This window comes from Bacteroides sp. D22, from assembly GCF_000163675.1.
GTDB lineage: Bacteria > Bacteroidota > Bacteroidia > Bacteroidales > Bacteroidaceae > Bacteroides > Bacteroides xylanisolvens.
Genome location: NZ_GG774795.1, coordinates 322550 through 348899, shown reverse-complemented (window position 1 = coordinate 348899; position 26350 = coordinate 322550). Strand labels below are relative to the sequence as shown.

The following is a 26350-nucleotide window of genomic DNA, read 5'->3' as shown; positions in this document are numbered from 1 at the left end:
TCCTTTTACTGGAAATAATAATAAAAAAAGATGAGAATAACATTAGTCAGAGACGATGGCAAGGTAAAAACCTTACGGACGTTGAAAATGGAGCTCCTTTTGGAGCAGATGAAAACGGAAGTCAAGGCGCAGCCCGTCTCAAAGATGAGGGAAGTCTTGCGGTATACTCTTCCGGGAAATTCGATTGAAGAGGTGCGTAAAGTTCCCAAAGTGATGCCTGCCGCAGCTTTTGTCCGTAAAGAAGGGGTAATGACCCTGAATGAATATAACGGCATAGTGATGATGGAAGTCAATAACCTTTCGGGGAGGGCGGAAGCTGACGAAATAAAAGAACTGGTCAAAGAGCTTCCGCAAACATACCTTGCTTTTACCGGATCTTCCGGCAAATCAGTAAAGATATGGGTGCGGTTCACCTATCCGGACGACCGCTTGCCGACTTTACGCGAGCAAGCGGAACTTTTTCACGCGCATGCTTATCAGACGGCTGTGAAATATTATCAGCCACAACTGCCTTTTGATATCGAACTGAAAGAACCGTCGCTCGAACAATATTGCAGGCTGACGTATGATCCTGAACTTTATTTCAATCCGAAAGCAATGCCCATTTATATGAAGCAGCCCGTCAGTCTTCCGTCCGAAACGACTTTTATCAAACGAACGCGGGAAACTGATTCTCCTTTGCAGCGAATGGCGCCCGGATATGAAAATTATGAAGCATTGTCGGTGCTTTTCTCCGCTGCATTCAACAGGGCGCTCGAAGAACTGGACGGATACCGGGAAGGAGACGATCTGCAACCGCTACTAGTGTGTTTGGCGGAGCATTGCTTTCGGGCAGGTATCCCCGAAGAAGATACTGTGCGGTGGACAAAGGCGCACTACCGGCTCCCTTCGGACGAGTTACTGATTCGCGAAACTGTGAAAAGTGTCTACCGTTCCGCCAAGGGATTCGGCAAGAAGAGCAGTCTGACGGCCGAACAGCTTTTCGCCATGCAGATGGACGAATTTATGAAGCGCCGTTATGAATTTCGATACAATACGCTGACCACGGAAGTGGAATATCGCGAACGGAATAGTTTTAATTTCTATTTTCGTCCGGTAGACAAGCGGGTGCTGGCGAGTATCACGATGAATGCGATGTATGAAGGGGTGAAAATGTGGGATAGGGACGTAATCCGCTATTTGGATTCTGATCATGTGCCTGTTTATCAGCCTGTGGAGGATTTTTTGTATCATCTGCCTCACTGGGATGGTAAAGACCGGATTTTGGAACTGGCCAACCGTGTTCCCTGTGATAATCCACATTGGGCGCCGTTGTTCCGTCGGTGGTTTTTGAATATGGTTGCCCATTGGAGGGGAATGGATAAAAAACATTTGCACATAATACTACCATTTATTATCTTTGTACTATATTAAAATAGCCAAGATTTATGAGAGGTGCAATTTACAGTAGAGTATCTACAGAAATACAAGATTATGGTAAGCAAACGGATGAATTGAAGGATTATGCTGCCCGTAATAATATTGAGGTAAAATATATTTTTGAAGAGAAAGTTTCTGGTTTTAAAGATGATAGAACAGAATTTAAGAAACTAGAGAAATTAACTAAAAATGATATTGATATTATTTTAGTGTGGGAATTATCTAGGCTTTCTCGAAGGTCTATCTTCATTCAGCAAACGGTAAAGAATTTCGCTAATAAGGGAATCTGTATCTTTACTAAAAAAGAAGGTCTCTATACTTTGAATGATGACGGCACGGAAAACAAGAACGCAATGTTTACCATTGGAGTAATATCAATGATAGCAGAGCAAGAAATAGAGACCTTGAAAGAACGAACAATTTCCAGTAAAAGAAGATATATTCTAAAAGAAGGGCATAGTTATACTCCTATAGCCCCCTATGGCTATAATTATAATTTGACAACAAAGCAATTAACAATAAATGAAGATGAAGCAGAAGTTGTTAGAAGGATGTATCAATTATCTATAGACGGAGTATCAACCAATAGGATTAGTAAAATTTTAACTAGTGAGGGTATAAAAACAAAAAAAGGCAATCCTAATTGGAGTTTAGCAACAGTAAGAGATATATTGCATAATCCTGTATATAAAGGAGTGCCGAAATATACAATGACTATTAGAAATAAAAAAGTTGTTGAGTTAGTTTCAGCACCACCAATAGTAAGTGAAGAAGTATTTGAACAATCTGAAAAGGAATTGACTGAAAGAAGGAATAGAAGTAAGTCTGAAATGGTTAATAAACCATTGTTAAGAGCATTGATATTTTGTACAGATTGTGGTAGAAGGTATATATGCAACAGTGGTAGAAGTATATATGCCTGCCAAACGAGGTTTGATAACATTAGAGCTAATTATGTTGCAGATTGTCATAGTGCAGGTATTAGTGCAACCAATATTGAACCTATAATTTGGAATTTAGTTGAGAGACTATTTAAGAGTACTATTGCATCTAGCAAGGCACAAGAACGGATTGAACCCTATCAAGAACAACTATCTAAATTGTCAGAGTCGAAAAACAATTTTGAGATGCAAAGAGATAAAATCAATAAAGATGCAGCTAAGCTATTTGATACCCTTCTTTTAATTAGAGACACTAACCCTACAGTGTTTACTAGCAAAATGGAGGATTTTAACAAAATGAGTACGGAAGCTAATGATTATCAAAAAGAAATAGACATTATTGAAAGTAAAAAACAGGCAATTCAAAGAAGGATAAAAGCCATTGAGGAAATTAAAGACATAGATATTACGGATGAATCGGAAAAATATGACATACTTCATAAAGTAATTGAAGCTATCAAGATTTATTCCGTAAAAACGAATCAAAAGGTATTCACTGTATTATTTGCCAGTGGGCTTGAATATAATGTTCTTTATAATGTGAACAAACCCAAGTTTAGAATAGAATACGCTTTTGCCAGTGACGAAACTATTACTTTTAATAAGAAAGATAAATTGTTGATAAACAAGCTCTATTCTTCTGTAAGGGATATATTGCCTGATTTTTCTATAACTGCTGGAAATAATGATATGTTTGATAATGATGTATGTGGTGACTATAGTTTTCAAGAAGTGTGGGATTTACTAGAAAAATACAATAAAACAGAAGTCCTTAGAGAGTGGAAACCAGACTACACAAAGAGAACAATCAATAGGAGAAGCAAAAAGTAACAATCTTTTAATGTACATACTTTTTATCGGTTTGATATTCAGTAATCACACTTTATTAATGCTTCTAGTCGTTTTTTTCAGTTTGTGGTACTAGTATTAGGTCACTCCCTAAAAACTTAGTACCTTTGTATCAATATATTACAAATAGTATATAAGATAGCACAGGCACAAAAGATACACTATTTTATCACCATTTTTTATTTAAAACACTACTATGCAAACATTCACCTATGAAGAAATCAGAAAAAAAGCATTGTTACATGGAGTTTCAGATAACAAGGTACACATCGGTATGTGGGCTAGTTTGAACGGCTACATTAAGACTAGAAAACAGATAAAGAAGAAGGTATATACTATATATTATGCACCACAAGTACAGATTTTCAAGACATACAGATTTTAACTTAGAATATAAACAGCAATAATTATGGGCTTAAATAAAGCTGGTGGAGAAATGTATGAATTTGTAACGCACACATGGAATACAGTAAAAGGCGACTGTTTCCATAATTGTAGATATTGTTATATGAAAAAGGATATAAGGCACAATGAATTTGCTAATGAACCTAGATTGGATTATAATGAATTTAGAACAGATTTAGGAAGTAACAATTTCATATTTGTGGGGAGTGGCATAGACTTGTTTGCCAATGACATTCCGAATAGCTGGATAGTCAAGACATTGGATTATTGTAATGCTGCATGTAATACACTATTCTTTAGCAATAGATACTTATTCCAATCTAAAAATCCAAAGAGGATATTGGAATTTATTAAACATCCAGTGTTTAAATATTCAACTGTTTGTACTACAATTGAAACAAATAGATTTTATAAAGATGTGATGCAATGTTCTCCAAAAATCGAAGATAGAGTAAAAGCTATGGAAGATATAGCAGATTTAGACATAGATACCTATGTAACAGTTGAGCCAATTATGGATTTTGATTTGGATGAAATGGTTGACTTCATAAGACGTTGCAAGCCAAAGCAGGTCAATATAGGTAAGAATACTAATAAGATGATTCAGTTGCTAGAACCACCCAAGAATAAAGTATCAAGCCTTATTAATGAATTACAGAGTTTTACGAATGTGCATATCAAAAACAATATAAAAGATTGGATTACATATAATTGTTTGCAAGAACATCAGACTATACAACGGCAAATATCCGTGTAAATATTTTACCTCTAAACAATTATTTGATTAGGGAAAACAGGGATTAGGAATCTATCTGCAAAATTAAACTCTACAACACAAAAAGAAACCAAAATATTCTTTGGCAATCACAAGTACAGAAAATTAGTAAGAAAAAGAGGTATCTATTTTAATGACCAAAGTAATCCCGTTGCCAATACGATATACTTCCTAGTACGGTTGCAAACTAAACAAGATTTTTATAAAGTGTCAGATTCTCGTTTTTCAAAGTGTCAGATACTCAAGGATAATATACTAATACAAAATATACTAATATCCATAGGGGTACACCCCGTTTTTCGTATTTTATATATGATACTACACAAACCAACAGGAATAATTTTTAAGAATAGAAAAGAAGCTAAGATATTTTTTGGTACTTCACGATACAGGAAGATAGAAAAAGAAAAACAGGAGATTGTTTTGATTGATAACCACGACTTCATAGCTACTGATGAAATATATAACGGTAAACAAAGACCTGATACGTATTCCTCAAAGTAAAAGTGCCAATATGGAAGCATTATTACTTTATTATATACGGACTAAATGCAATAAAGAATGTGCTTCCGCTATTGGCGAGAAAAAGATGCAAGAAGAACTAAATTTATCTGAAAGTACAGTTGAGGGCTATATTGGCAAATTGAAAGAATATAAATCAATATTATCCATAAAAACTTTGAATCCCAATAATGAAGAGGATAAAAAAGAAATTGATAAAGCTCTTGGTGTACCTTATGAGGGAGATAAACGGAAAAAGAATTTATACTATTTCCATGAACCACAAAGATTCTACTTTTTAAATCCACAGTTTATATACAGGACAGATATTGAGAACGAGATAAAAGGCTTTTTAATTCGTCTTGCTTGTTTATGTGACATAGGTACTACTAAGATTTATACTCCTATTTGCAGAAAGGAGAAAGCAAATATAAAGTCCATAGCAGAAGAGTTAAAGATGTGCAGGGAGAAAGTTAAAAGTTTATTGAGTAGGTGTGAGAATTTAGGATTAATAAGAGCTATACCACGTGGGTATATCATTTTAGAAGATTCCTTTCTACTTAATCTCAATGGTACATTAGAAGATAGGGTATATAATAGTATATATAAGTATTGTTTAGAAAAAGAAGTAGTACCACCGAATAGATATGAATTTAGTAGCAAAGGTAATCCAATGGAATGTGACGGGCTTCTAATGTGTGCTCCTTATATATTTGACAGGTGGAATATATATAATGCAAAAGCAGTAAGATGTAAAGAATATCCCCCTTTAATGTTTGAAGCTTATATAAACGCTATTCTTTTACCCATGAGATTTCCAACACTTCCAGAAGAACCACATTGGGAGTATTTTAAAAAAGTATTTTTAAACATAAATACAAAAACAAGAAAGCCACAAATAGTAGAGATGTGTATAAACAATGAAAGTGAATATCCGTTTATAGCAGCTAGAAGTATTTATCCCGAAAAGTTACAAAAATCAGCAGTTTGGGATTGTGACGATTGAACCTAGTTTATTAGAAAACTCGATAAATGAAGTATAGGAAAAGATGCTTACTAAGGTCAAATAAGCTCATTATAGAGACTTTGACGAATAAATTAGTCTACTCCCAACTAAAAACAAAAATAGCCGCAAGCGAGTACACTTACAAATGTGCTCAACTGCGGCTTTTTTTGTGGAACTTCTAAATTCCTGTCTAATACAAGGGATATAGCAGTTCGCAATTTTAAATATGGGAGTTAATTTTCCCAATGGAAGTGTGGGAAAATGCAACTATGACCTGTTTGATTTACATATAATTCAAGGAGTTGAATCATTGTCAAACAGGTAGTTCTTGATTTTTAAGAATACTCAAAGTTACTCATAATAAACAAGGTAAAAAAATAAACAATGCTCATTCTTTGATATTACTACTTAGTGTATCTTTATATAGTAGTATAATACTCTCCTTTCTATTATAGTGCATAGTAATACATAGGCACGCAATAAAGTATAGGTACTTATATATAATCCCCCCTACCTATAAAAATAGGAGCTTAAATATATATCAGCTTATTTCTCCTATGATTTACTGAATTGAAAGTTACGTACGAATGAGTAGAGTAGTTCTAACGTCCCCCGAGGGTAGTTGGATAGAAAACGAAATATATTTCAATCCACGTAATCAATTTATAAATCATTTAAAATTTTATTCGTTATGAGAAATCTACAAATTATTGGCAATGTGCCACAGGTAAGAAGAGAAAGTAACTTTGGTGAGTATGCAGAAGAAGCGGTAATAATCGAAGAACAACCAAAAGTTAAAAAAGAGAATCCTCATTTCTTGGAAGCTAATACGCTAGAGGTAACAATGCAACATTTAAAAGAAGATTGTATTACACCCGTATTCGCCAAAGATAATGAGCTTACAATTCCTCATCCTGCATTTATTGATACTGTTTATGACGCTGCAAATACGTTTTTCAGTGGTGAAAGCATTGATAAGCCCGATATTCGTGTAAGTCACATTATCAAGGGGAGAATACCCGAAGCAATACACAAACCTGCAAATCAACTTCTTGAAAGTGATAAGACTATCTACTACGAAAGATGTGCTTTTATTATTCAGATTCCTACGATTTACGAAACGGTGAACGGAAATAAGCTAACTCTTACTATTGGTGGTGTGAGAGCTTATAATCACACAAATCTGTATTCAAAGAAAGGAGCAGAAAGGTTTAAGGTATTTATTGGCTTTACTTGTAAAGTTTGTACAAACTTGTGTGTATCAACAGACGGTTTTCTTAGTTGCTTGGAAGTTACTAATACCAAAGATTTATATCGGGCTGTATTGGAAATGTTTCAGAGTTACCAACCTGCAAAACATCTACACTTAATGCGAACACTTAGTAACTCATATCTCACAGAACATCAATTTTGCCAATTACTTGGTAGAATGAGACTTTATCAATCATTGCCACAAGGTTATCAGAAAGATATTCCTAAAATGCTCATCACTGATTCGCAAATAAATACAGTTGCAAAAGCATATATCAATGATAAGAACTTTGGGAGCTTGGGGAATGACATAAGTATGTGGAAATTGTATAATCTATTGACAGGAGCAAACAAGAGCAGTTATATAGATTCATTCTTGGATAGAGCGGTAAATGCAACCGAAATAGCAACGGGAATAAATGCCGCTTTGCATGGAGACACTAAATATAAGTGGTTTATTGATTGATTAAACAGGGGAATATTCAGAAATGGGTATTCTCCTATTTTATTAACTACGTAAAACAAAAAATCATGTTTTATTATAAGATACTTGTTTGGCTCTTTTGGGTGGTATTGTCTTTTATAACAGGTTGTGTTCCGTTAATCTTGCTTATTCTTTTAGTTGGCTTATGGGATATTGAAGAAGCGAATAAACCTCGTTAGTGTTCAAAATAGAAATGTGTTCAAATAAATCTGCAAAGTTGCTTTGAACACATTCTTTCATGTTATCAATTTAATCAAAGAATAAAATGAAAACAGCCGTAATATACGCTCGTGTTTCGTCAAGTAATGACAGACAGGACACGAGCAGACAAATAGAGGATTTAAAGAAATATGCTATCTTACAGGATATAGAAATTGTGAATATATTCCAGGAGCATATTTCAGGTGCAAAGAGAATTGAGGAAAGACGGATTTTAGGGGAATGCCTGGAATACTGTAAACGTGAATCTGTGAATATCCTACTTTTATCTGAATTGTCAAGGCTAGGAAGAAGTACATTACAGGTTCTTCGCTCTTTAGATATATTGCATGAATCGAAAGTATCGGTTTACATACAGAACTTGGGCTTATATACTTTGCAACCAAATGGGGAAGTTAACCCAATAGCGTCTATCATGGTGACAGTACTTGCAGAAATGGCAAATATCGAAAGAAGCAATATTCAATACCGTTTGAATAGTGGTAGGGCAAATTATATTGCCAAAGGTGGTAAACTTGGTAGAAAGACAGGTTCAACCAAAACGGATGATAAGAAGAAAGAAGAATATAAAGAAGTCATTGCTTTACTAAGAAAAGGCTATTCAATCAGAAATATAGCTAAGCTACAAAGTATTGGTATTTCCACCGTTCAACGGATAAAAAATCAGTTTATAAAGCCATAAGCATGAAATATCGGTGGGGTGGAAAAATTCAGAGATTTAGTTTTTGTATGGGGAGTCTTGAATTTTTCCACTACCATGGATTTATAAAGAAGGGATAGCTCTCAACTTTTAATAAACAATAGTTCTTGCTATTACAAACGCTTTTCGTAACTTTGTGGCAATTTCAGATACCTAATGTGTTAGGGCTGAAAGGACATATTACGAAAGGTGTTATTGAAATTATCTTCCATTCTCAAATCTCGCAAATTTGAACAAAGGTACGAAGATGATAGCAATAGCACCACACCATTTGATATATACCTACCTTATATCTTTAAGGCTTTAGATATTGTCAATATTGGTGTGGGCTATTGTTTTATCCGTACCAAAGGCAATGCGAGAGCCAGAGAATGAGATAAGACAATACGTTCCACACCTTTTTTATTGTATAACAGTATCTAAAGGGAACAAGATACCTAAAGTGAAATAACTACGAATCAGACATTAAGAAACAACTTTTGCTACTATCTTTCAAGTAGCCAACTCAATTTTTGAGCAACTTATACTACAAATTAATTTATTAATCAAAAAAAAGAAATAATGGCATATACTGTAAGAGATTTATCAAATGCTCAAAGGTTTGAGTATAAAGGATATGAAGTTTTTATGTATTGTGTTGAGGATAGTTTTTGGAGTGGAGAAAGAACTTATAAAGTTGATATAAGTATTAGTAACCATGTTTATTATAGAATAGCAGAAGATATACAGATAGCTCGTTATCAACAGCAGAGACAAAGTTATTTTCCAATGACTTATAATAATGGGTACAATGGAACTTATGACATAATGAAGAAACTAAAAGAACGCATATTGTTTAGTTCCTCTTTTAATGTTATTGTAAAACGTAAATTTACTATACTGAAAGATAATGAGCCTTATGTTAGAGATGCAATGGGACAAATAAAATCTATCATTGATAGTAAGTTTGGTAATGTGAATGATAAATTTAAAAATATTCGAAATATTATTTGACATGACAAGGATTGGTTGGATTATTGTAGGAATACTTGTTTATTTCCTGTTGGGTTGGATTTTAAAGGATATAGTTTTTTCTATTATCACAATCGAAGGTGATACTACAATGGGAGATATTTTGAAGTATGAGCAAATTGTTTACTCTGCCTTAACAGCTATTTATATCATTATAATGAATATTGTGCAAGGAGATGATAATGGAGACTCATCATCTCCTATTATGTTAGTTATTGCTACCTATTTAGGAGCAAGGTTTCTCCCTCTTTCAATGGGAAGCGTTATATTGTACAGTGTATTAAACATTGTGGCTATAATTTGGGGAGCTTGCGAGTTGAAAAAAGGCTAAATAAAAAGAAGGCTAATGGAAGAGTTTTTAATGATAATATTAGCAGGAGCAGTAGGTGGTTTTATCTTTTCACTCATAGTTAAATCTGAAAACAAAAGAAAACATAACTGATAAAATAAAGATTTATGGGAGCAGTAATAGGAATTATAATTTATGCGATAATAGCATATATTACCTGTCCACGTAAAGAAAATGGGAGTTTTGAGGAAGGAGCAATAGCATTGTATATCATCGTTCCTGTTGTGGTTTTGGCGATTTATCTTATATGTAATAATTGATTATTTTATAGAGAATAGTATTATTCATGAAGAATATATATGCGATTTACATATTACTATTAATGCTATTACTATCTTGTACTAGTAAAAAGGATAGTAATATACAGGCTACTATTGACAGTTTATTTATATATGACAATCATCCTACTTTGGAAATATCATAAGCTAAATATTTGCAATGGGTAGATTCGGTATTAGGAGTAAAAGGTGTGAAACTGATTGATTATAGAAATGGGATATACCAATATGATGATACAAGGTTTTATTGGAATAGAACTTTTGATTATTTCTTAGTATATCCCTCTAGCTTTACACATGGAGAAGAATCAGATTTAGGCAATGGAAATCATTTCGTAAATGAAGATAGTACAATCTGTTTGAATGTGTATGCTACTTACTTCGATGTTTTTAAAGATGATTATTCGCTTCATGAATGGTTTGATATAATGATTGATACAGAAGTAGAACAAGGCAATAGAATTGTCAAGAAAGATATTACAGACCATAGTTATACTATTGAAGGTAATACTAAGGGTGGTAGATGTTTTTATAGTAAAGCTACTCATAAAAAAGCTTATGAACGTGAGATTATTGTAACAGTGAAATTGAAGTATACAGATTCAAGAAGAAAAGAGGTAGAGAAACTTTTACCAAATATATTCAAATATGTCTCAACAAATGAGTTATAAAAAACAATGGTGCTACGAATTGAAGATATATCTTTCATTGGTGTATATGTAAATGATAGCTTTAGAGACTTTAAAGATATAAATGATTATGCCAATTATCATGTATCATTACTAAACAATAAAAGATATCAAGCTTTTAGTGGTGGAGACTTTATTGATAGAGTAGTTAAAGGTGGATATGCTACTGACCCTAATTATAAGAGAGCATTATCTAATGTATATAATCAGATAGCTAAAGCCCAAGAAGGAATGAAGATTCCTAAATTAAAGGGTGTAGGAGAACTTAGAAATAGAATATTAAGACAGTTCAATAGAGAAAAAGCTGCCAACAGAAATGAAGAACAATTAATTGGCTTCGATTGGAGTAGATATAAATCTAATAAACCTAAGCCAGAAACTACACCTACTCAAAGTGAACAGTTAGAGAATGGCGGTATTATTAAATATCAGAATCCTTCTAGTGGGATTCAGAGGATAGGTAAACCAGTATCGGTTAATAATAGTAAAGACGGAGGTTATAACCAATCTACTTTAAATGATAGACAGGAATTACTAAAGAAATGGGACCCAACAGGTGGTTTTGATGCTGCAAGTTGGATGGCATCTAAATTCTTTGGAAACATGGCAAATGGTGAAGAGAATGAATATTACAAGACTTATCTAGGATTGCCTAATAAAGTTCAGCCTATGAAACAGGGTGCTCAAACAAACTGGGACTATCAGGAGGAAGAACGTAAGAGAGAAGCCAAAGAACAACCATCTGACTTCTATGGTACTACTCCTAGAATGGATTACAACATTCAAGCTATAGCAGATACTTTGAATACAGGCAGGATAGTAAGGAACTATGACATATATAAACAGAAGGAGCCTTCTTTGCCAGATAAGGAATATATAGAGAGAATTTATAATTCTGGTAAACAAGTAATGGAGAATCCCAGTAAGTGGGTGCAAGTGGAAGACGGGAGAGCAATAAAACAAGGTTACGATAAGCAACTAGAAGAATCAGACCCATTGGGTATGCTAGGTAAGTTTGGAATGAGGTGGGAACCTAATCAGAAAGCTTTATATGTTCATGATACTTATGACTTTCCTTGGAAAGCACGTGCAGCAACTGGGATTCTTGTTAGACCAAGAGAAATGAAGATTAGAGGGAGGATTAACTTTGACCCAAACAGAGGGTCAGCATTGTTGAGAGATTCACTTAGTGGATTTAACTCTAAATATCCAAAACCAATTACAGATGAAGAATAAAATTATCAAGATTATTAAATGGTATCTAATGATACACATGGCTATATCGAGTTTGCTTCTAGTAGACTACGCTCTCTTTGTTAAAGAATCTACTAAAATTACATGGAAAGGTAGAGGTTATCCTGTAACTAAGATGATATTATTAGGACCATTAAATATATTATACTCTAAATGAATTAATATGGAAAATGAATTAAATAAATGGGTTAGATGTGAAGAGGGCTTGACCTATTCACGATATACATTAAAAGGACACGAAGATTTAGGTCTAGTAATTGCAACAACTAAATTTATAAATGGAGATAAACAATTGTATGTTTATAAGTCAATAGAAAATAAATCCTTCTTGTTTATGGTAAAGGAGGGAGATACATGGAGTACTCTCTCCTATATTCCAGAAGAAGTTATTAATAACATGGTTGGTACTATAATAATTGGAGATAAGGTTTATTAGGGAGCAGATGAATAATGCTTACGGTGAAATCTTGGAAATGAATTAATATGGATAATAAATGGATTAAACAAAAATGTGCCCACTTTACTATGATTCCCTTTGGGTTAGAAGATTTGGGCGAAATGACAGAAGTATCTAAGTTTAAAAAAGGAGAAGATATTATTACACAATACATGATAGAATCAGACCATTCTTACATATTTGCAGAAATAGACGAGGGAGAGACAACATGGAAATTGCTCTCCCGTATTCCAGATGAGATTATTCGTCAGATTGATTATCTTGCTTGGGAGGAAGAGGGCATAGCCATTCCCTAAATGCCATAAATTCTCCTTCAAATATATGTGATTCTTTATATGTGTCATTGCAAATATTACAGGTTGGATAAATATAGACCGTGCCCAGATAAACGACGTGAGCACCTACAAAGTCTTTAATGTTACGATTCTCCTTGCAACAATGACATTTAAAATACCCTGACTTAGGAATGTCAACTTCTAGTGTTTCACTCCAATATTGTAACCAAGAATCGCATGGAGGAACAGAATCCGATTCGGGAGCATGATAAACAAGGACTTTAGTTGGAATTATTTTCATGACTATAGATTTTAAATTAATAATATGCAAATATAATGAAAACAACTGATTATATAAATTGTAAGATAATTAAATATCAAAGAGGTGACAATATCCAGAGGAAAGATGCCATTAAAGATTATAGACCTCAAATTCAAGAGCCTATAAAGCAACAATATACTCCAACTTATTCTGAAATAAGTCAAGATAATAGAAGTGAATGGGAGAAATCACAAAGTCGTGAGAAAGCCGATAAAGCATATAAAGATTATATGCAAGCTAAGAATACAGAAGAAGGTTTGCATAATTTGAATGGATTCCTTACTTTTACAGATTATGTGGGCTTAGGTACTGGTGTTGGAAGTATAGTTGGCAGAGGATTGAAGTATGCTGGTAAACAAGCCATAAAAAGAGCTACAAAGAATAAGATGCTAAAAGAATTAGGAGAAGATTATACTAACAGATTGATAAGGGCATTGGGAGATAATAAAGAATCCATTTCAAAAAGTCCCGTTAAATATACCATAGATAATAGAAGTTTTGTTTCTTATCTTGAAAGTATAGGAGTAGATGTGTCACAATTTACCAATCGTGACATTGCAAGACTTAGAGAGTTGAGAGCATCTAGTATCAGTCAAAATTTGCCTACTAGTGGTAGATATACACTAATTTCAGATATATCCAATGGTAATAAAACTCTGTATGATGCAGACTTATTCTCTTCTTCTAAATCATCTCCTATTGGAACTATTAATGGAGAAGAAAGTCTTAATAAGATAAGTATTGGTAAAGTAGAAAAATTGGACAATACAGAGAAGGGAGTTAGTGAAGATTTATATAATTCGATTATACAATATGGTAAACAGAAAGGACATAACGGTTTAATCTCTGGAGAAATATTAGAAAGTCCAGAAATTACATATAAAATATGGGAGCACTTTCCTGATAAAAAACTGATTGGTAAAACTGGGGCACATTATTTTAATTATGGAAAGACAATTAAAAATCCTAATTCTCCAAGTTGGAATATAAATAATGGAAATATCTATAAGTTAACTAAGCCGTCTAGGTATGTTCCAACTAAGCATAAGGGTATATTTAATCCAGAAATTATTGACCCTAAAACGGGCAAACTGAATCCACCAGATTGGAATAATCCAGATATTTATAAAGCAGTAATTCCACTTGGAGTGGGGACTTTAAACAATAAGGAGAATGATAAATGAAAGAAAACATCAATTATAAAATACTATATAGAATATTAAGGCAATACTCCTATAACCGAAATATGGAGGCAATGAATATACTATATAAAGAACTCGTATTAGAGGGAGTTATTCCAGAATTCAAATTCAATATGGAAGTTTGGAAAAATGATAAATCGGGTAAAGATGTATGGAAATGGTATCAAGAAGGAATTTTAGATATTGAATGGGAAGAACCTATGTTAATTATATTATTAATGCAAGAATATCCTTATTTTATGCATTATAAAAAATGATAAATACGAAAAGGCACTCCTTGTACTTTGGAGGAACTAGGTAAACTATTTTAAATGAACCAATAAGACTAAAAGATTGGTATGATATAATAATAAACAAATGAATTATTTATAAATATTGAGTAAAACAGCATTTGAAGAAATTCATTTGCTGTTTTTTTATTGTTCTATCAATAATTACAACACATCTTTTACAACAAGACTTGTTAGAGAATATATATAATAAAATCTGATTAATTAATTTGTTTTTTGTACATTTGAACACAAAAATACATCATACTAATAGTAAGCTTCAAGTCAACATGAAAAAGATTATTTTTATAATGTTATTAGGATTAGTCTGTAATACAATTAATGCCCAAATTGTAACCAAACAAGAATTAGAAGAATATACTAATATAGGGGATATGTCTTGGTCAGCTAAGGCTAAAGAGCTATCCAATGAATATAAGTTGAATGAATTGGGTGAACTATCATTATCGATTATAAAAGAGTATAAAGGTCAGTCCAAATCTCAATTATATCGCAAAATTATAGATTGGGTCATATCTATGTCTTCTGATGCAAAGTCAGCTATACAGGTTTCAAATGAGGAAGAAGGAACAATCATAGCACGTTGTTATCTGCCTAATATTGCAAAACGGACTATGGGAGATAACTCATATAGAGTAAGTATTCGACCACTTATTAAATTTGATTTTAAAGAAGAACGTATTCGAATGACATATACCTTACAGAACTATGAGGTATTGAAGATAAATGACGATAGTGGATATGTCATAATGTTTGGTGGTGGTTTTGGTGTAACAGGTAATGGCGTTACTAAAGATACCCAAATATGGGCACTTTCTGATTGCTTTCCATTTGCAGAAAACAGACAACATCCTAAAGTGACCTCATCACGAGCTTTTGTTTATTCACTATCATGTTATAAAATCCTTGTAGACAAAATTGATACAGTTCTAAAGAAGCCATTGCAAACAAGTAATGATGATTGGTAATTACCCTTAAATGTAACTTTGACATTTTGAATTAAATATCTCTTTGGTATGGTGGTAACTAAGATGGTTATCACCATTTGAAGAAATTCATTTGCTGTTTTTTTATTATCATTGCAAACAAAAACACTATGAAGCCAGTAGATAAGTTCTCAATCCAGTATAGCGAGTTGCTAGAGTATATATATCCAGTGACACAAGAATATTTCCCTGATTTTGATTATGACGAAGAAACAGGACAGGCATATATATTGCCGTCACAAACGCCAGATACTTTTAAAGGAAGATACAACAGAGGAATATTGAAAGGCAAATTCTCGTTTGATTCATACATAAAGAATAACGAACTTCAAGAATTGCTTGCTGTATTGGGCTTAGACGCTGAAAAGTTTTGGTATCTATTGCTTTTCTGTTATGATTGCAGTTGGGGTAAATGTATGGAAGGTATAGAAATAAAAGAATCCCCTAAAGAACAGATAGAAAAATTTGTTAATGCTATCAGTGAGGATTATAAAAGAGATACTCCGTTTGGTGCAGTCTTTAAAAGCCCAATTTGTATTACCTTGAAAATAGGTAGGAAGAATATCGTGATAGATAATAAGACGGCTATTGCTAGTATAGCGAAGTTTTGTGCAGACGGATTGGAAACAGTAAATTCAGACCAAATGAATACTGGTAGCGTTGATTTGAGTAATCCACATACTGAATCATTCTCCGTATTCGCTTATTATTTCTCACAAATGATTATCACTGCCTTGAATTATCAAGAACAGGTAAAAGAAAAGAGAAAGAAGGGAGCTAATATGTCTGACAAGGAAAAGACGCTGATTTCTCATCTACTATACTTCACTGGTATCGTGAGCAACGAAAGTGTGTTGGTTGACTATGACTACTTGAAGTCCCTGTTGAAACAATATAAGGATAAGGACATAAGGAGTTTGAACGCATTTTATTATTGATTGAGACTTATTTTATTGTTTATTTCTGCTTTCTTATTCTCTAAATACTTCATTCTACAGCTTGTGAAGTAGGGGAATAAGAAAGCAGTGTTTTTTTATTCCCGTTAGCTTCTCAAGAAAAGGGCAATCTTTGTAGTATAAAATTAATTAAAGCTGGAGCGCACCAGTCTAAAAACTGCAAAGGTATTATGACTACAAAAGAATGTAAGAATGAAATCTTTACTCTGGAATCAAGAGAATTGAACGAAGGAAAGAAAGTTGCTTTTATTGCTGGTGGTATTAATCGGGACATCAACAAAGCGAATGTGAAAGCTAAAATGAAGTCCATTAAGGAATGTGGTCAACTATCGGAGTTGGAAGTTGTCGATGGAGAAGATGTAGTAAATGAAGGTCTGAGTTTGAAAGACCCTATGTCAGGGCTTCCAATAGAAGATGAAAAGGCAAAGGACTATCTGGCTATTATTGATGGACAGCACAGGTATATGGCTATAATGGCACTTCGAGAAGAGGACAGACGTGGCAAGAAGAATTATGAAGAAGCTGCGAGGAAATGGCAGAAGGACGGTAATAAACCAAAAGATAAGCCAGAAGAATACACTCCTAAAGCCCCTGCACACATAAAAGCTAGGTATCCATTGAATAATGAGATACTCATACAGACTCTTATTACAGAAGTAAATAATACATCCGTTAAATGGGAGAAAGGTGATTTTGCAAGACAGGCTTTTGCTATGTATCCTGATAATGAAGTTTTGAAGTTTATTGCCAAATATATGGATATGCAACATCAAAAAGCAAAGAAAGGTGAAGCAGATGATATGTTACCGAATGGTGGATTCAAATTGACAACGCTTAGCAAGTATCTGACTTATTCTGCTGACATAAAAGAATCGGTATTGGCAGAGACGTGTAAATATGGAGAGTATATTCTTGCTAAATATGTGGGTGATGAAGCAAACAAGCTGGTTGAAAGGGCAGAGAAAATTATTAAAGCTGGTGTGGATGCAGGATTTACTTACCGTTTTTTGGCTAAAGGATTCTTCATCGACTGGGTTATTAAGAAGAACAATCAAGGAACTAGCTTTACAAAATTGCTTGGAATGTTAAAGAAAATAAAAAAAGAGACTACGAACAGTATTATGAAAGAAGCACAGAAGCATAACTTTATGGAAATATTAAATGAGAAAATAAAATAGTTAATCTTTATCCGTTGATGTCAGTTGCCAGCTAGCGTAATGTTAGCTGGCTTTTTTATTAGTTTTATTGTAAATAAGTATTAGCGTTTATTATGATAGTATTATGTGTAAGTGAAAATAGGATAAGAAACACGCCAACAGTACGTCACCTTTGCTGATTGGCCCGCAGGCATATCGGAAATCGACTTTTTGCAGAATGCTTCTTCCTCCTGCTTTACAGGCGTACTATACGGATAGCATTGATTTCAGTCGGAAACGGGACGCGGAGTTGTATCTGAATCGCTTTCTGCTTATCAATATGGATGAATTCGACCAGATTAGTCCTACCCAGCAGGCTTTTCTGAAACATATTCTGCAAAAGCCGGTGGTGAACACACGTCGTCCGAATGCTTCGGCAGTGGAAGAGCTTCGCCGGTATGCATCGTTCATTGCCACGAGCAATCATCGGGATTTGTTGACGGATACTTCCGGTAGCCGTCGTTTCATCGGTATTTACATGACGGGAGCTATAGATGTGTCGCGTCCTATTGATTATGAACAGCTTTATGCACAGGCGTTGGAGTTGCTTTATCACAACGAACGTTATTGGTTTGACTCCGAAGAAGAGGCTATCATGACGGAAAATAATCGTGAGTTTGAACAATCTCCTGCCATCGAACAGTTATTTATGGTTTATTATCGTAGGGCGGAAGAAGAGGAAGAAGGAGAATGGCTACTGGCTATTGATATTCTGCGGCGGATTCAGAAAGCAAGTAAAATGACGTTTTCCGCCAGGCAGGCGTCTTATTTCGGGCGTATCTTGCAGCGGCTCGGAGTGAAATCTAAACGGAAAACGTATGGTACGTATTATCATGTTGTACCTTTGGAGGTAGAATAGAATTTGCTATTTATTAATTATTTACATCAGATATATAATGCTATGACTAAAAAAGATGCTATAAAAGTATTTGAAGATAAAAAGATCCGTGCTGTTTGGGATGACCAAAAGGAGGAATGGTATTTTTCCATTGTGGATGTGATTGAAGTATTAACAGACAGTGAGCGTCCTCGTAAGTATTGGGGGGATTTAAAAAAGAAGTTGAAAACAGAAGGAAGTCAGTTGTCCGAAGAAATCGGACAACTGAAATTACCCTCTTCTGACGGCAAACTGTATAAGACAGATGTAGCTACAACCCAACAACTTTTCCGTCTAATTCAGTCTATTCCCTCGCCCAAAGCGGAACCCTTTAAAATGTGGATGGCTCAAGTCGCCAAAGATCGTCTGGATGAAATGCAGGACCCCGAACTGACTATAAATCGGGCGATGATGGAATATAAATCTTTAGGTTACTCGGACAATTGGATTAATCAAGTATGATAGATACTTCGTTTTTGATGGTCTAAGTATGATAGATGCCGGAAATAATAGTTGTCTATCATACTTATTCTTTTAATTATAAGTGGTTTATGAAAATGAATGAGAGTATGATACTAGTTTTTTTACTCATAGAGAAGATATTTTTTTCTGATCTCCTTGTAATCCTGTAATTCCTTTTGCCAACTATTCCGGATAGCCTCTTCCGATTCTCCTTTGAGGATAGCTTTGCGTACGCTGTCAGTTCCCATCAGCAAATCAAACCATCGGGCACGGGAGAAGAAAGCTGCGTTTTCGCCGGATAAGCGATAAAAGTTCAAGAAGTAGCGAAGCGTAAATCCATTTACATCGGTTACATTCCGGAGATCTTCCCCATAACAGGTGATACCTTTGTGCATCGGATTTTTGTCAAAACCGGGTAAGGAGCGGGGAGTAAAAGTGAAACTTCCGTATTTCTTATTAGGTGCGCCTAATACCTGGAAAGGGAAAGTTGTCCCCCGTCCCACGCTGACGCGAGTGGCTTCAAAAGGACAAAGTGAGGCATACAATCGGATAGACTGGTCGTTCGGAAGGTTGGGCGACGGTTTGATGGGAAGTGAATAAGGTGCTCCGTGTTTCCATCCGGTCATTGGAATTACCTTTAATGAACAAGGATTTTTCTTGTTGGCAATCCATCCTTCCCCGTTTATCATCTGTGCCAGTTCGCCGATGGTACATCCGTGGAGTACCGGAAGAGGTAACATGCCGACAAAACTCCGGTAGGCAGGTTTGAGTATCGGACCATCCACATAATCGCACGGATTGGGGCGATCCAGTACAACCATTTCTTTCTTGTTCTCTGCGCAAGCTTCCATCACATAATACATCGTGCTTATATAGGTATAAAAGCGTGCCCCTACATCCTGAATGTCGAATACAATCACATCGACATCTTTTAGTTGGGCAGCAGACGGCTTTTTGTTGTCACCATAAAGCGATACGATAGGAATGCCGGTGCGGGAATCTTTTCCGTCTTTCACCGTTTCACCCGCATCTGCGTTACCACGGAAACCATGTTCGGGAGCAAATACTTTGACCACCCGGACGTCTCTCTTTAATAAGGTATCGAGAAGATGAACCTGCTTTCTTCCTACAACAGAAGTGTGATTGACCACCATTCCGATGCGTTTTCCTTTCAGCAACGGCAGATATTGATCCATCTGTTCTGCTCCCGTGACAATTTGACTGTTTACACGCATTGGCAACAACATAATGAACAAAAATATAAGAATGAAGGAAACTCTAGTTTGCATATCGGTAATTTTTTTGTAATATTGCACAAAAATATTAATTTCTCATCAAGAGAGCAAAAAATAAAGCACATGAATCCATACGAAATCATTGATAAGTATTATCCGGAGAATACCCAACAGAGACAAATCTTAGTAATACATAGTTTGGCCGTGTCCGGAAAAGCAATGAAAATGCTGGATGCTCATCCCGAATTGCGTTTAAACCGGAGTTTTGTAAAAGAAGCCGCTCTGTTGCATGATATTGGTATTTTTCAGACCGACGCTCCAACCATTCAGTGCTTTGGCACTCATCCTTATATCGCTCACGGATATTTGGGAGCCGAAATCTTGCGGGCGGAAGGTTTTCCCCAACACGCATTGGTGTGCGAACGCCATACGGGAGCCGGACTTTCGTTGGAAGATATCATTGCCCAGCAACTTCCTGTTCCTCATCGCGAGATGCTGCCCATCACCCTGGAAGAACAATTGATTTGCTTTGCGGATAAATTCTTTTCTAAAACCCATCTGGATGAAGAGAAAACAGTGGAGAAAGCACGGCAAAGTATTGCAAAATATGGTGAAGAAGGTCTAAGCCGCTTTGATAGATGGTGTTCTCTCTTTTTATAGCACTAAAAAATAATTAAATAACGAAGATTCTAACTCATATTTGGTGAAGATTGTGTACTTTTGCCACTTCAAGCGTAAACTATTAGTTAATGGCGCCATTGAAAGCAAAAATACTTATATCATTCATACTGCTGATTGTCTTACTGATGCTTCCCGATGAGGCTACGTCTCAACGTCGAAGAAGAGGAATGATTGCCTCCAATACCGCGAAAACGGATTCCCTTCAGGGAAATGATTCGTTGAAAGCAGATACGGTAACGGTACGCATTGATTCTATCGCACCGGTAAAGAAAAAACAACCACTCGATGCACCGGTTGTTTATGAATCTAACGACTCCACTGTCTTTACTTTGGGAGGAGCCGCTACACTTTATGGTAGCGGAAAAGTGAATTATCAGAACATCGAACTGGCTGCGGAAGTTATTTCGATGAATCTGGATAGTAGTACTGTGCATGCTTATGGTATCAAGGATACTACCGGAGTGGAAAAAGGTAAACCGGTATTTAAAGAAGGTGATACCTCGTATGATACGGAAACAATCCGATACAACTTCAAAACCAAGAAAGCGGGAATTACTGATATCGTCACCCAGCAGGGAGAAGGATATGTGACCGGAAGCAAGGCGAAGAAAGGGGCCAATGATGAAATTTTCATGGAGCATGGGCGTTATACAACCTGCGATCATCACGATCATCCCCACTTCTATATGCAGTTGACGAGAGCTAAAGTGCGCCCTAAAAAGAATGTGGTGACAGGACCTGCCTATCTGGTTGTGGAAGATGTGCCTCTGCCATTGGCTGTGCCGTTCTTCTTCTTCCCATTCTCCAGCAGTTACTCTTCCGGTTTCATTATGCCGACTTATATGGACGATTCCAGCCGTGGTTTCGGTTTGGCAGAAGGAGGATATTACTTTGCCATGAGTGATATCATGGACTTGAAAATAACGGGAGATATCTTCACGAAAGGTTCATGGAGATTGTCCGGATTGACAAACTATAATAAACGATATAAATATTCCGGTACGCTGCAAGCGGACTATCAGGTCACCAAGACAGGAGATAAAGGGATGCCGGACTATGCAGTTGCTAAGGATTTTAAGGTAGTATGGAACCATCGTCAGGATGCTAAGGCTAGTCCGAATAGCACATTCTCCGCCAGTGTGAACTTCTCGACCAGTAGTTACGAACGTTCCAATATCAACAACCTTTATAATTCGCAGTTGTTGACTCAAAATACCAAAACATCAAGTATTAGTTATTCTCGTAGTTTTCCCGATATCGGTCTGACCTTATCCGGAACTACCAATATTGCACAGACAATGCGTGACTCTTCTATTGCGGTCACTTTGCCTGACTTGAATATTACGTTGAGCCGTCTGTTTCCGTTCAAGCGCAAGAAAGCGGCAGGAGCCGAACGTTGGTATGAAAAGATTTCCGTTAGCTATACAGGACGTTTGACAAACAGTATCCGTACCAAAGACGACCGTCTGTTTAAAGCCGGATTAAGTGAATGGGAGAATGCAATGAATCACAATATTCCTATCAGTGCTACTTTTACACTGTTCAAATATTTGCAGGTTTCTCCTTCGGTCAATTATACAGAGCGTTGGTATACTCGTAAGGTTAATCAGCAATATAATGAGGTAGACCATAAATTGGAAGCATTGCCGGGTGATACATTGAATGGTTTCTACCGGGTTTCCAATTATTCGGCAAGTTTGAGTTTGAGTACGAAACTGTATGGTATGTACAAACCTCTTTTTGCTAAGAAGAAAGAGATACAGATTCGTCACGTATTCACGCCGCAGGTAAGTCTTAGCGGTGCTCCGGGATTCAGCAAGTACTGGGAAGAATATACAGATTATAATGGCAATACGCAATATTATTCTCCTTTCACGGGGCAACCTTATGGAGTACCTTCGCGCGAAGGATCGGGAACAGTCAGCTTCTCTATTTCAAATAACTTGGAGATGAAGTATTACGACGCCAAAAAAGATACGCTTAAAAAGGTTAGTCTGATTGATGAATTGGGAGCGAGTATGTCCTATAATATGGCTGCCAAAGAGAGACCTTGGAGTGATTTAAGTATGAACCTCCGTTTGAAACTGACGAAAAATTATACTTTCAATATGAATGCATCGTTTGCTACGTACGCTTATACATTCGATAAAAGCGGTAATGTAGTGACTAGTAATCGTACAGAATGGTCGTATGGTCGTTTCGGCCGTTTCCAAGGATATGGTTCTTCTTTCAACTATACCTTTAATAATGACACATGGAAGAAATGGTTCGGTCCGAAAGAGGAGGATGAAAAAGGAAAAGATAAGAAGTCGGAGGATAGTGATGATGAAGAATCCGACGGAACGGAAGGAGATGGTACTACACCTAAGAAAGTAGAGAAAGCACAGGCAGACCCGGATGGTTATCAGGTGTTTAAGATGCCTTGGTCGTTGAGCCTTAGCTATTCGTTTAATATCCGTGAAGATAGGTCTAAGCCTATTAACCGCTATTCTATGCGATATCCTTATACGTATACGCATAACATCAATGCAAACGGAAATATAAAGATTTCTAATAACTGGTCGCTCTCGTTCAACTCGGGCTATGATTTTCAGGCAAAAGAGATTACGCAGACTTCTTGTACAATCTCCCGTGACTTGCACTGTTTCAACCTGTCCGCTAGTCTTTCTCCTTTCGGACGCTGGAAATATTACAATGTTACCATCCGTGCGAATGCAAGCATCTTGCAAGACTTGAAGTATGAGCAGAGAAGCCAAACGCAAAGTAACATTCAGTGGTACTAGGATAAGTTGAGAGTGGAAATTCGGACGTGTAATTGTTTTGCTACAATATAGAAAAGAAAAATGGCTGCGCTATCATTCGACGAATAGTGCAGCCATTTTTTTTACTCTTTACTCTTTATTCTTAACTCTCCATTCTCCATTCTCAACTTCTCCAACTACCATGCGATTTCTGTTTTTCCATGGGTTTTCAGGTAATCGTTTGTACGGCTGAAATGTTTGTTTCCGAAGAAGCCGTTGTAAGCTGAAAGAGGAGAGGGATGGGCAGAGGTGAGCACCAGATGCTTGTTGCGGTCGATAAACGCCCCTTTCTTTTGAGCGTATGATCCCCATAAGATAAATACCAGGTTTTCTTTTTCTTCTGCCAGGGCACGGATTGCAGCATCGGTAAATGTTTCCCAGCCACGATTCTGATGTGAACCTGCTTGGTGGGCACGTACCGTCAGAGTTGCGTTGAGTAATAATACTCCTTGTTCTGCCCAGCGAGTCAGGTTTCCCGTGGTCGGGGCATCTGAACCGATGTCGGCTTTGATTTCTTTGAATATGTTCACTAATGAAGGGGGAAAAGGCACTCCGTCGTTTACAGAGAAACAGAGACCATGTGCTTGTCCCGGTCCATGGTAAGGATCTTGTCCTATAATTACAACTTTCACTTTGTCGAAAGGACAAAGGTTGAAAGCATTGAAGATCAGTTTTCCCGGAGGGAAGATCTGATACTGGCTATATTCGCTTTTGACGAAATCGGTCAGTGTGCGAAAGTAGTCTTTGTCGAATTCGGGTTTTAAATGTGCTTTCCAGCTTTCTTCAATTTGTACGTTCATAGTTTGTTATATAAGGTGTATATCAAGTTCTTCACATTCTTTGCGCATATCTTCGGGCCAGATGCTGGCTTGTATCTCTCCAATGTGAGCTTTGCGAAGGTAGAACATACACAAGCGGGATTGTCCGATACCTCCTCCGATGGATAGTGGAAGGGTGTCATTCATCAATCGCTTGTGGAAATAAAGTTCCAGTCTTTTTTCTTCTTTTTCTTCTTTCAACTGACGTTGCAAGGCTTCTTTGTCAACACGGATTCCCATAGATGATAATTCGATGGAGCGTTGCAGTACATTGTCCCACAGAAGGAGGTCGCCGTTTAGTCCGGGCAAGTCGTTCAATCCTTTGGTTGTGTAGTCGTCATAGTCCGGTGCGCGTCCGTCGTGTTTCTTGCCGTCGCTAAGTTTACAGCCTATGCCTATGATAAACACAGCTCCGTATTTCTGGCAAATGGCATGTTCGCGACATTTGGGTTCCAGATCCGGATAAAGTTGGCGCAATTCTTCTGAATGGATGAAATGTAGCTTTTGTGGCAGGCACGGCTTGATTTGCGGATACATTTCGTATACCATATATTCTGTACGGATCATAGCCGCATAAATACGGTTGACGATCTCTTTCAGGAAGTTTACGTTCCGGTCTTCATTGGTGATGACACGTTCCCAGTCCCACTGGTCTACGTAGAGAGAATGCAGGTTGCCCAGTTCTTCGTCTGAACGGATTGCGTTCATATCCGTATAAATACCATATCCGGGTTCGATATGATAGTCAGCTAAGGTCAACCTTTTCCATTTAGCCAATGAATGAACCACTTCGGCTTGTGCATCGCCCAGATCTTTAATAGGGAAAGAAACGGGTCGTTCTATTCCGTTCAAATCGTCATTGATACCCATTCCTTTCAATACGAAAAGGGGGGCAGTCACACGTCTAAGGCGTAGCTCGGATGACAAGTTTAATTGGAAGAACTCTTTTATTTGCTTGATTCCCAGCTCGGTCTGTTTGAGGTCGAGTAGCGGATTATAGTTCTTAGGTTTTATCAAGTAACTCATAGGTTTGTTAAATGTTAATTGTCGGCAAAGATAGGAATAAAATTGATATATGTAATGGATATTCTCTAAAAGATTGTCAATTTGATAAAGTAAATGCTCTAAAGCATTTCAAAATAACAATGTCTTAACATGGGGAAGTACCTTAAGAACTATAAAAAAAGAAGAATCATTAGGAAGATGAGAAGATTTTTTATACTTTTGTCCTCGCATTTAGAAAGAATGGCCCCGTAGCTTAGTGAATAGAGCGTCAGATTCCGGTTCTGAAGGTCGTGCGTTTGAATCGCACCGGGGTCACAGTTGAATCCCTTGATAATCAGTAGATTATTGAGGGATTCTTTTGTTTTAGTGCTAGTCTTTAGGTACAAAATTTGGCTCAGTTGTAATTCTTGGGGGATTAAGTTTAGTCAATTCCCTTCATGCATATACCTTTGCTAGCCTAAAAAGGAAGAAGCTCATATCCACTACTCCTCTAAATGATGCCCTAAATGCTTTGATTTTAGCATTAAATGCTTCCGCTGCTGCATTTGTACTCCTGTTCACAAAGAAGTTCAAAATCCTTTCATAATGGTTCTCAATAGAGTTTGCTACTGTTGTGAATGTATCGTATCCATATTCTTCAATCTTATTATACCATA

At 36.3% G+C, this 26350-nt stretch carries 23 protein-coding genes, 1 tRNA gene and 4 pseudogenes; 24 read left to right on the top strand and 4 right to left on the bottom strand.

The annotated features are described in order from the left end of the window. Window positions 1-30: 30 nt before the first annotated feature. The 21 genes and pseudogenes from HMPREF0106_RS22885 to HMPREF0106_RS22985 form a co-directional block, all read left to right on the top strand. Window positions 31-1398: pseudogene (locus tag HMPREF0106_RS22885) on the top strand (BT4734/BF3469 family protein); the annotation flags it as partial. A gap of 29 nt (window positions 1399-1427) precedes the next feature. Next, on the top strand, window positions 1428-3191 hold the full coding sequence (locus HMPREF0106_RS22890; RefSeq protein WP_009038836.1) for a recombinase family protein: 1764 nt from the start codon (window positions 1428-1430) through the stop codon (window positions 3189-3191). 214 nt (window positions 3192-3405) lie between these two features. Continuing rightward, complete coding sequence (locus HMPREF0106_RS27635) at window positions 3406-3594, top strand: hypothetical protein (RefSeq protein WP_010538578.1); 189 nt, start codon at window positions 3406-3408, stop codon at window positions 3592-3594. Window positions 3595-3618: 24 nt separating this feature from the next. Beyond that, on the top strand, window positions 3619-4371 hold the full coding sequence (locus HMPREF0106_RS22895; RefSeq protein WP_009038835.1) for a hypothetical protein: 753 nt from the start codon (window positions 3619-3621) through the stop codon (window positions 4369-4371). A gap of 532 nt (window positions 4372-4903) precedes the next feature. Further along, window positions 4904-5896, top strand: coding sequence for a hypothetical protein (locus HMPREF0106_RS22900; RefSeq protein WP_032850954.1), 993 nt, complete (start codon window positions 4904-4906; stop codon window positions 5894-5896). Between the two features lie 691 nt (window positions 5897-6587). Beyond that, window positions 6588-7613 (top strand): DUF3871 family protein, encoded by a 1026-nt coding sequence (locus HMPREF0106_RS22905; protein ID WP_004321954.1) that lies wholly within the window; start codon window positions 6588-6590, stop codon window positions 7611-7613. Between the two features lie 283 nt (window positions 7614-7896). Further along, window positions 7897-8532: a recombinase family protein gene (locus HMPREF0106_RS22915; protein ID WP_004307780.1), complete on the top strand. Its 636-nt coding sequence runs from the start codon at window positions 7897-7899 to the stop codon at window positions 8530-8532. A gap of 579 nt (window positions 8533-9111) precedes the next feature. Continuing rightward, window positions 9112-9543, top strand: coding sequence for a hypothetical protein (locus HMPREF0106_RS22920; RefSeq protein ID WP_009038832.1), 432 nt, complete (start codon window positions 9112-9114; stop codon window positions 9541-9543). Between the two features lies 1 nt (window position 9544). After that, a complete protein-coding gene (locus HMPREF0106_RS22925) occupies window positions 9545-9892 on the top strand; it encodes a hypothetical protein (RefSeq protein ID WP_225493269.1) in 348 nt (115 codons plus the stop codon). A gap of 125 nt (window positions 9893-10017) precedes the next feature. Then, window positions 10018-10170 carry a hypothetical protein gene (locus tag HMPREF0106_RS27320; RefSeq protein WP_004310239.1) on the top strand — a complete coding sequence of 51 codons (153 nt, stop codon included), beginning with the start codon at window positions 10018-10020 and terminating at the stop codon, window positions 10168-10170. A gap of 26 nt (window positions 10171-10196) precedes the next feature. Next, window positions 10197-10859 (top strand): annotated as a pseudogene (locus HMPREF0106_RS22930) (hypothetical protein). A gap of 6 nt (window positions 10860-10865) precedes the next feature. Beyond that, a complete protein-coding gene (locus HMPREF0106_RS22935) occupies window positions 10866-12113 on the top strand; it encodes a glucosaminidase domain-containing protein (protein ID WP_009038830.1) in 1248 nt (415 codons plus the stop codon). A 181-nt stretch (window positions 12114-12294) separates the two neighbouring features. Beyond that, window positions 12295-12567, top strand: a complete 273-nt coding sequence (locus tag HMPREF0106_RS22945) for a hypothetical protein (protein WP_009038828.1) — start codon at window positions 12295-12297, stop codon at window positions 12565-12567. A gap of 47 nt (window positions 12568-12614) precedes the next feature. After that, window positions 12615-12884 (top strand): hypothetical protein, encoded by a 270-nt coding sequence (locus tag HMPREF0106_RS22950; RefSeq protein ID WP_009038827.1) that lies wholly within the window; start codon window positions 12615-12617, stop codon window positions 12882-12884. Between the two features lie 315 nt (window positions 12885-13199). Next, complete coding sequence (locus HMPREF0106_RS22955) at window positions 13200-14369, top strand: hypothetical protein (protein ID WP_009038826.1); 1170 nt, start codon at window positions 13200-13202, stop codon at window positions 14367-14369. Then, window positions 14366-14644 (top strand): hypothetical protein, encoded by a 279-nt coding sequence (locus tag HMPREF0106_RS22960; RefSeq protein WP_009038825.1) that lies wholly within the window; start codon window positions 14366-14368, stop codon window positions 14642-14644. The genes HMPREF0106_RS22955 and HMPREF0106_RS22960 overlap by 4 nt, the downstream gene beginning before the upstream one ends. A gap of 302 nt (window positions 14645-14946) precedes the next feature. Beyond that, a complete protein-coding gene (locus tag HMPREF0106_RS22965) occupies window positions 14947-15645 on the top strand; it encodes a DUF4468 domain-containing protein (RefSeq protein ID WP_227236190.1) in 699 nt (232 codons plus the stop codon). Window positions 15646-15773: 128 nt separating this feature from the next. After that, on the top strand, window positions 15774-16601 hold the full coding sequence (locus HMPREF0106_RS22970) for a hypothetical protein (RefSeq protein ID WP_009038823.1): 828 nt from the start codon (window positions 15774-15776) through the stop codon (window positions 16599-16601). 188 nt (window positions 16602-16789) lie between these two features. After that, window positions 16790-17797: a hypothetical protein gene (locus tag HMPREF0106_RS22975; protein WP_009038822.1), complete on the top strand. Its 1008-nt coding sequence runs from the start codon at window positions 16790-16792 to the stop codon at window positions 17795-17797. A 124-nt stretch (window positions 17798-17921) separates the two neighbouring features. Then, window positions 17922-18674, top strand: a pseudogene (locus HMPREF0106_RS22980) (VapE domain-containing protein); the annotation flags it as partial. Window positions 18675-18716: 42 nt separating this feature from the next. Beyond that, window positions 18717-19148, top strand: a pseudogene (locus tag HMPREF0106_RS22985) (Bro-N domain-containing protein); the annotation flags it as partial. Between the two features lie 128 nt (window positions 19149-19276). Here the strand turns inward: HMPREF0106_RS22985 and HMPREF0106_RS22990 are convergent. Further along, window positions 19277-20443, bottom strand: coding sequence for an exo-beta-N-acetylmuramidase NamZ domain-containing protein (locus tag HMPREF0106_RS22990; RefSeq protein WP_009038820.1), 1167 nt, complete (start codon window positions 20441-20443; stop codon window positions 19277-19279). A gap of 69 nt (window positions 20444-20512) precedes the next feature. On the opposite strand from HMPREF0106_RS22990, the gene HMPREF0106_RS22995 reads away from it, so the two are divergent. Both HMPREF0106_RS22995 and HMPREF0106_RS23000 read left to right on the top strand, forming a co-directional pair. Further along, window positions 20513-21049, top strand: coding sequence for an HDIG domain-containing metalloprotein (locus HMPREF0106_RS22995; RefSeq protein WP_004312347.1), 537 nt, complete (start codon window positions 20513-20515; stop codon window positions 21047-21049). 89 nt (window positions 21050-21138) lie between these two features. Further along, a complete protein-coding gene (locus HMPREF0106_RS23000) occupies window positions 21139-23853 on the top strand; it encodes a putative LPS assembly protein LptD (protein ID WP_009038819.1) in 2715 nt (904 codons plus the stop codon). 155 nt (window positions 23854-24008) lie between these two features. Here the strand turns inward: HMPREF0106_RS23000 and ung are convergent, their stop codons facing one another. Continuing rightward, complete coding sequence (gene ung / locus HMPREF0106_RS23005) at window positions 24009-24671, bottom strand: uracil-DNA glycosylase (protein WP_004299369.1); 663 nt, start codon at window positions 24669-24671, stop codon at window positions 24009-24011. Window positions 24672-24677: 6 nt separating this feature from the next. Next, entirely contained in the window at window positions 24678-25715 is a 1038-nt protein-coding gene (gene asnA / locus HMPREF0106_RS23010) for an aspartate--ammonia ligase (protein WP_004299370.1), read from the bottom strand. A 221-nt stretch (window positions 25716-25936) separates the two neighbouring features. Here asnA and HMPREF0106_RS23015 point away from each other — a divergent pair. Then, a tRNA-Arg gene (locus tag HMPREF0106_RS23015) sits at window positions 25937-26009 on the top strand. Between the two features lie 120 nt (window positions 26010-26129). Here the strand turns inward: HMPREF0106_RS23015 and HMPREF0106_RS25555 are convergent. Further along, a partial coding sequence (locus tag HMPREF0106_RS25555; RefSeq protein ID WP_009038818.1) for a transposase occupies window positions 26130-26350 on the bottom strand: 221 nt, incomplete at its 5' end.

Coding starts and splice junctions, on each gene's coding strand:
- HMPREF0106_RS22990 (WP_009038820.1), bottom strand. CDS start 20,443: ATGCAAACTAGAGTTTCCTTCATTCTTATATTTTTGTTCATTATGTTG.
- HMPREF0106_RS22975 (WP_009038822.1), top strand. CDS start 16,790: ATGACTACAAAAGAATGTAAGAATGAAATCTTTACTCTGGAATCAAGA.
- asnA (WP_004299370.1), bottom strand. CDS start 25,715: ATGAGTTACTTGATAAAACCTAAGAACTATAATCCGCTACTCGACCTC.
- HMPREF0106_RS22965 (WP_227236190.1), top strand. CDS start 14,947: ATGAAAAAGATTATTTTTATAATGTTATTAGGATTAGTCTGTAATACA.
- HMPREF0106_RS22900 (WP_032850954.1), top strand. CDS start 4,904: ATGGAAGCATTATTACTTTATTATATACGGACTAAATGCAATAAAGAA.
- HMPREF0106_RS22925 (WP_225493269.1), top strand. CDS start 9,545: ATGACAAGGATTGGTTGGATTATTGTAGGAATACTTGTTTATTTCCTG.
- HMPREF0106_RS27635 (WP_010538578.1), top strand. CDS start 3,406: ATGCAAACATTCACCTATGAAGAAATCAGAAAAAAAGCATTGTTACAT.
- HMPREF0106_RS22970 (WP_009038823.1), top strand. CDS start 15,774: ATGAAGCCAGTAGATAAGTTCTCAATCCAGTATAGCGAGTTGCTAGAG.
- HMPREF0106_RS22995 (WP_004312347.1), top strand. CDS start 20,513: ATGAATCCATACGAAATCATTGATAAGTATTATCCGGAGAATACCCAA.
- HMPREF0106_RS22920 (WP_009038832.1), top strand. CDS start 9,112: ATGGCATATACTGTAAGAGATTTATCAAATGCTCAAAGGTTTGAGTAT.
- HMPREF0106_RS22955 (WP_009038826.1), top strand. CDS start 13,200: ATGAAAACAACTGATTATATAAATTGTAAGATAATTAAATATCAAAGA.
- HMPREF0106_RS27320 (WP_004310239.1), top strand. CDS start 10,018: ATGGGAGCAGTAATAGGAATTATAATTTATGCGATAATAGCATATATT.
- HMPREF0106_RS22960 (WP_009038825.1), top strand. CDS start 14,366: ATGAAAGAAAACATCAATTATAAAATACTATATAGAATATTAAGGCAA.
- HMPREF0106_RS22905 (WP_004321954.1), top strand. CDS start 6,588: ATGAGAAATCTACAAATTATTGGCAATGTGCCACAGGTAAGAAGAGAA.
- HMPREF0106_RS22945 (WP_009038828.1), top strand. CDS start 12,295: ATGGAAAATGAATTAAATAAATGGGTTAGATGTGAAGAGGGCTTGACC.
- HMPREF0106_RS23000 (WP_009038819.1), top strand. CDS start 21,139: ATGGCGCCATTGAAAGCAAAAATACTTATATCATTCATACTGCTGATT.
- ung (WP_004299369.1), bottom strand. CDS start 24,671: ATGAACGTACAAATTGAAGAAAGCTGGAAAGCACATTTAAAACCCGAA.
- HMPREF0106_RS22935 (WP_009038830.1), top strand. CDS start 10,866: ATGGTGCTACGAATTGAAGATATATCTTTCATTGGTGTATATGTAAAT.
- HMPREF0106_RS22890 (WP_009038836.1), top strand. CDS start 1,428: ATGAGAGGTGCAATTTACAGTAGAGTATCTACAGAAATACAAGATTAT.
- HMPREF0106_RS22950 (WP_009038827.1), top strand. CDS start 12,615: ATGGATAATAAATGGATTAAACAAAAATGTGCCCACTTTACTATGATT.
- HMPREF0106_RS22895 (WP_009038835.1), top strand. CDS start 3,619: ATGGGCTTAAATAAAGCTGGTGGAGAAATGTATGAATTTGTAACGCAC.
- HMPREF0106_RS22915 (WP_004307780.1), top strand. CDS start 7,897: ATGAAAACAGCCGTAATATACGCTCGTGTTTCGTCAAGTAATGACAGA.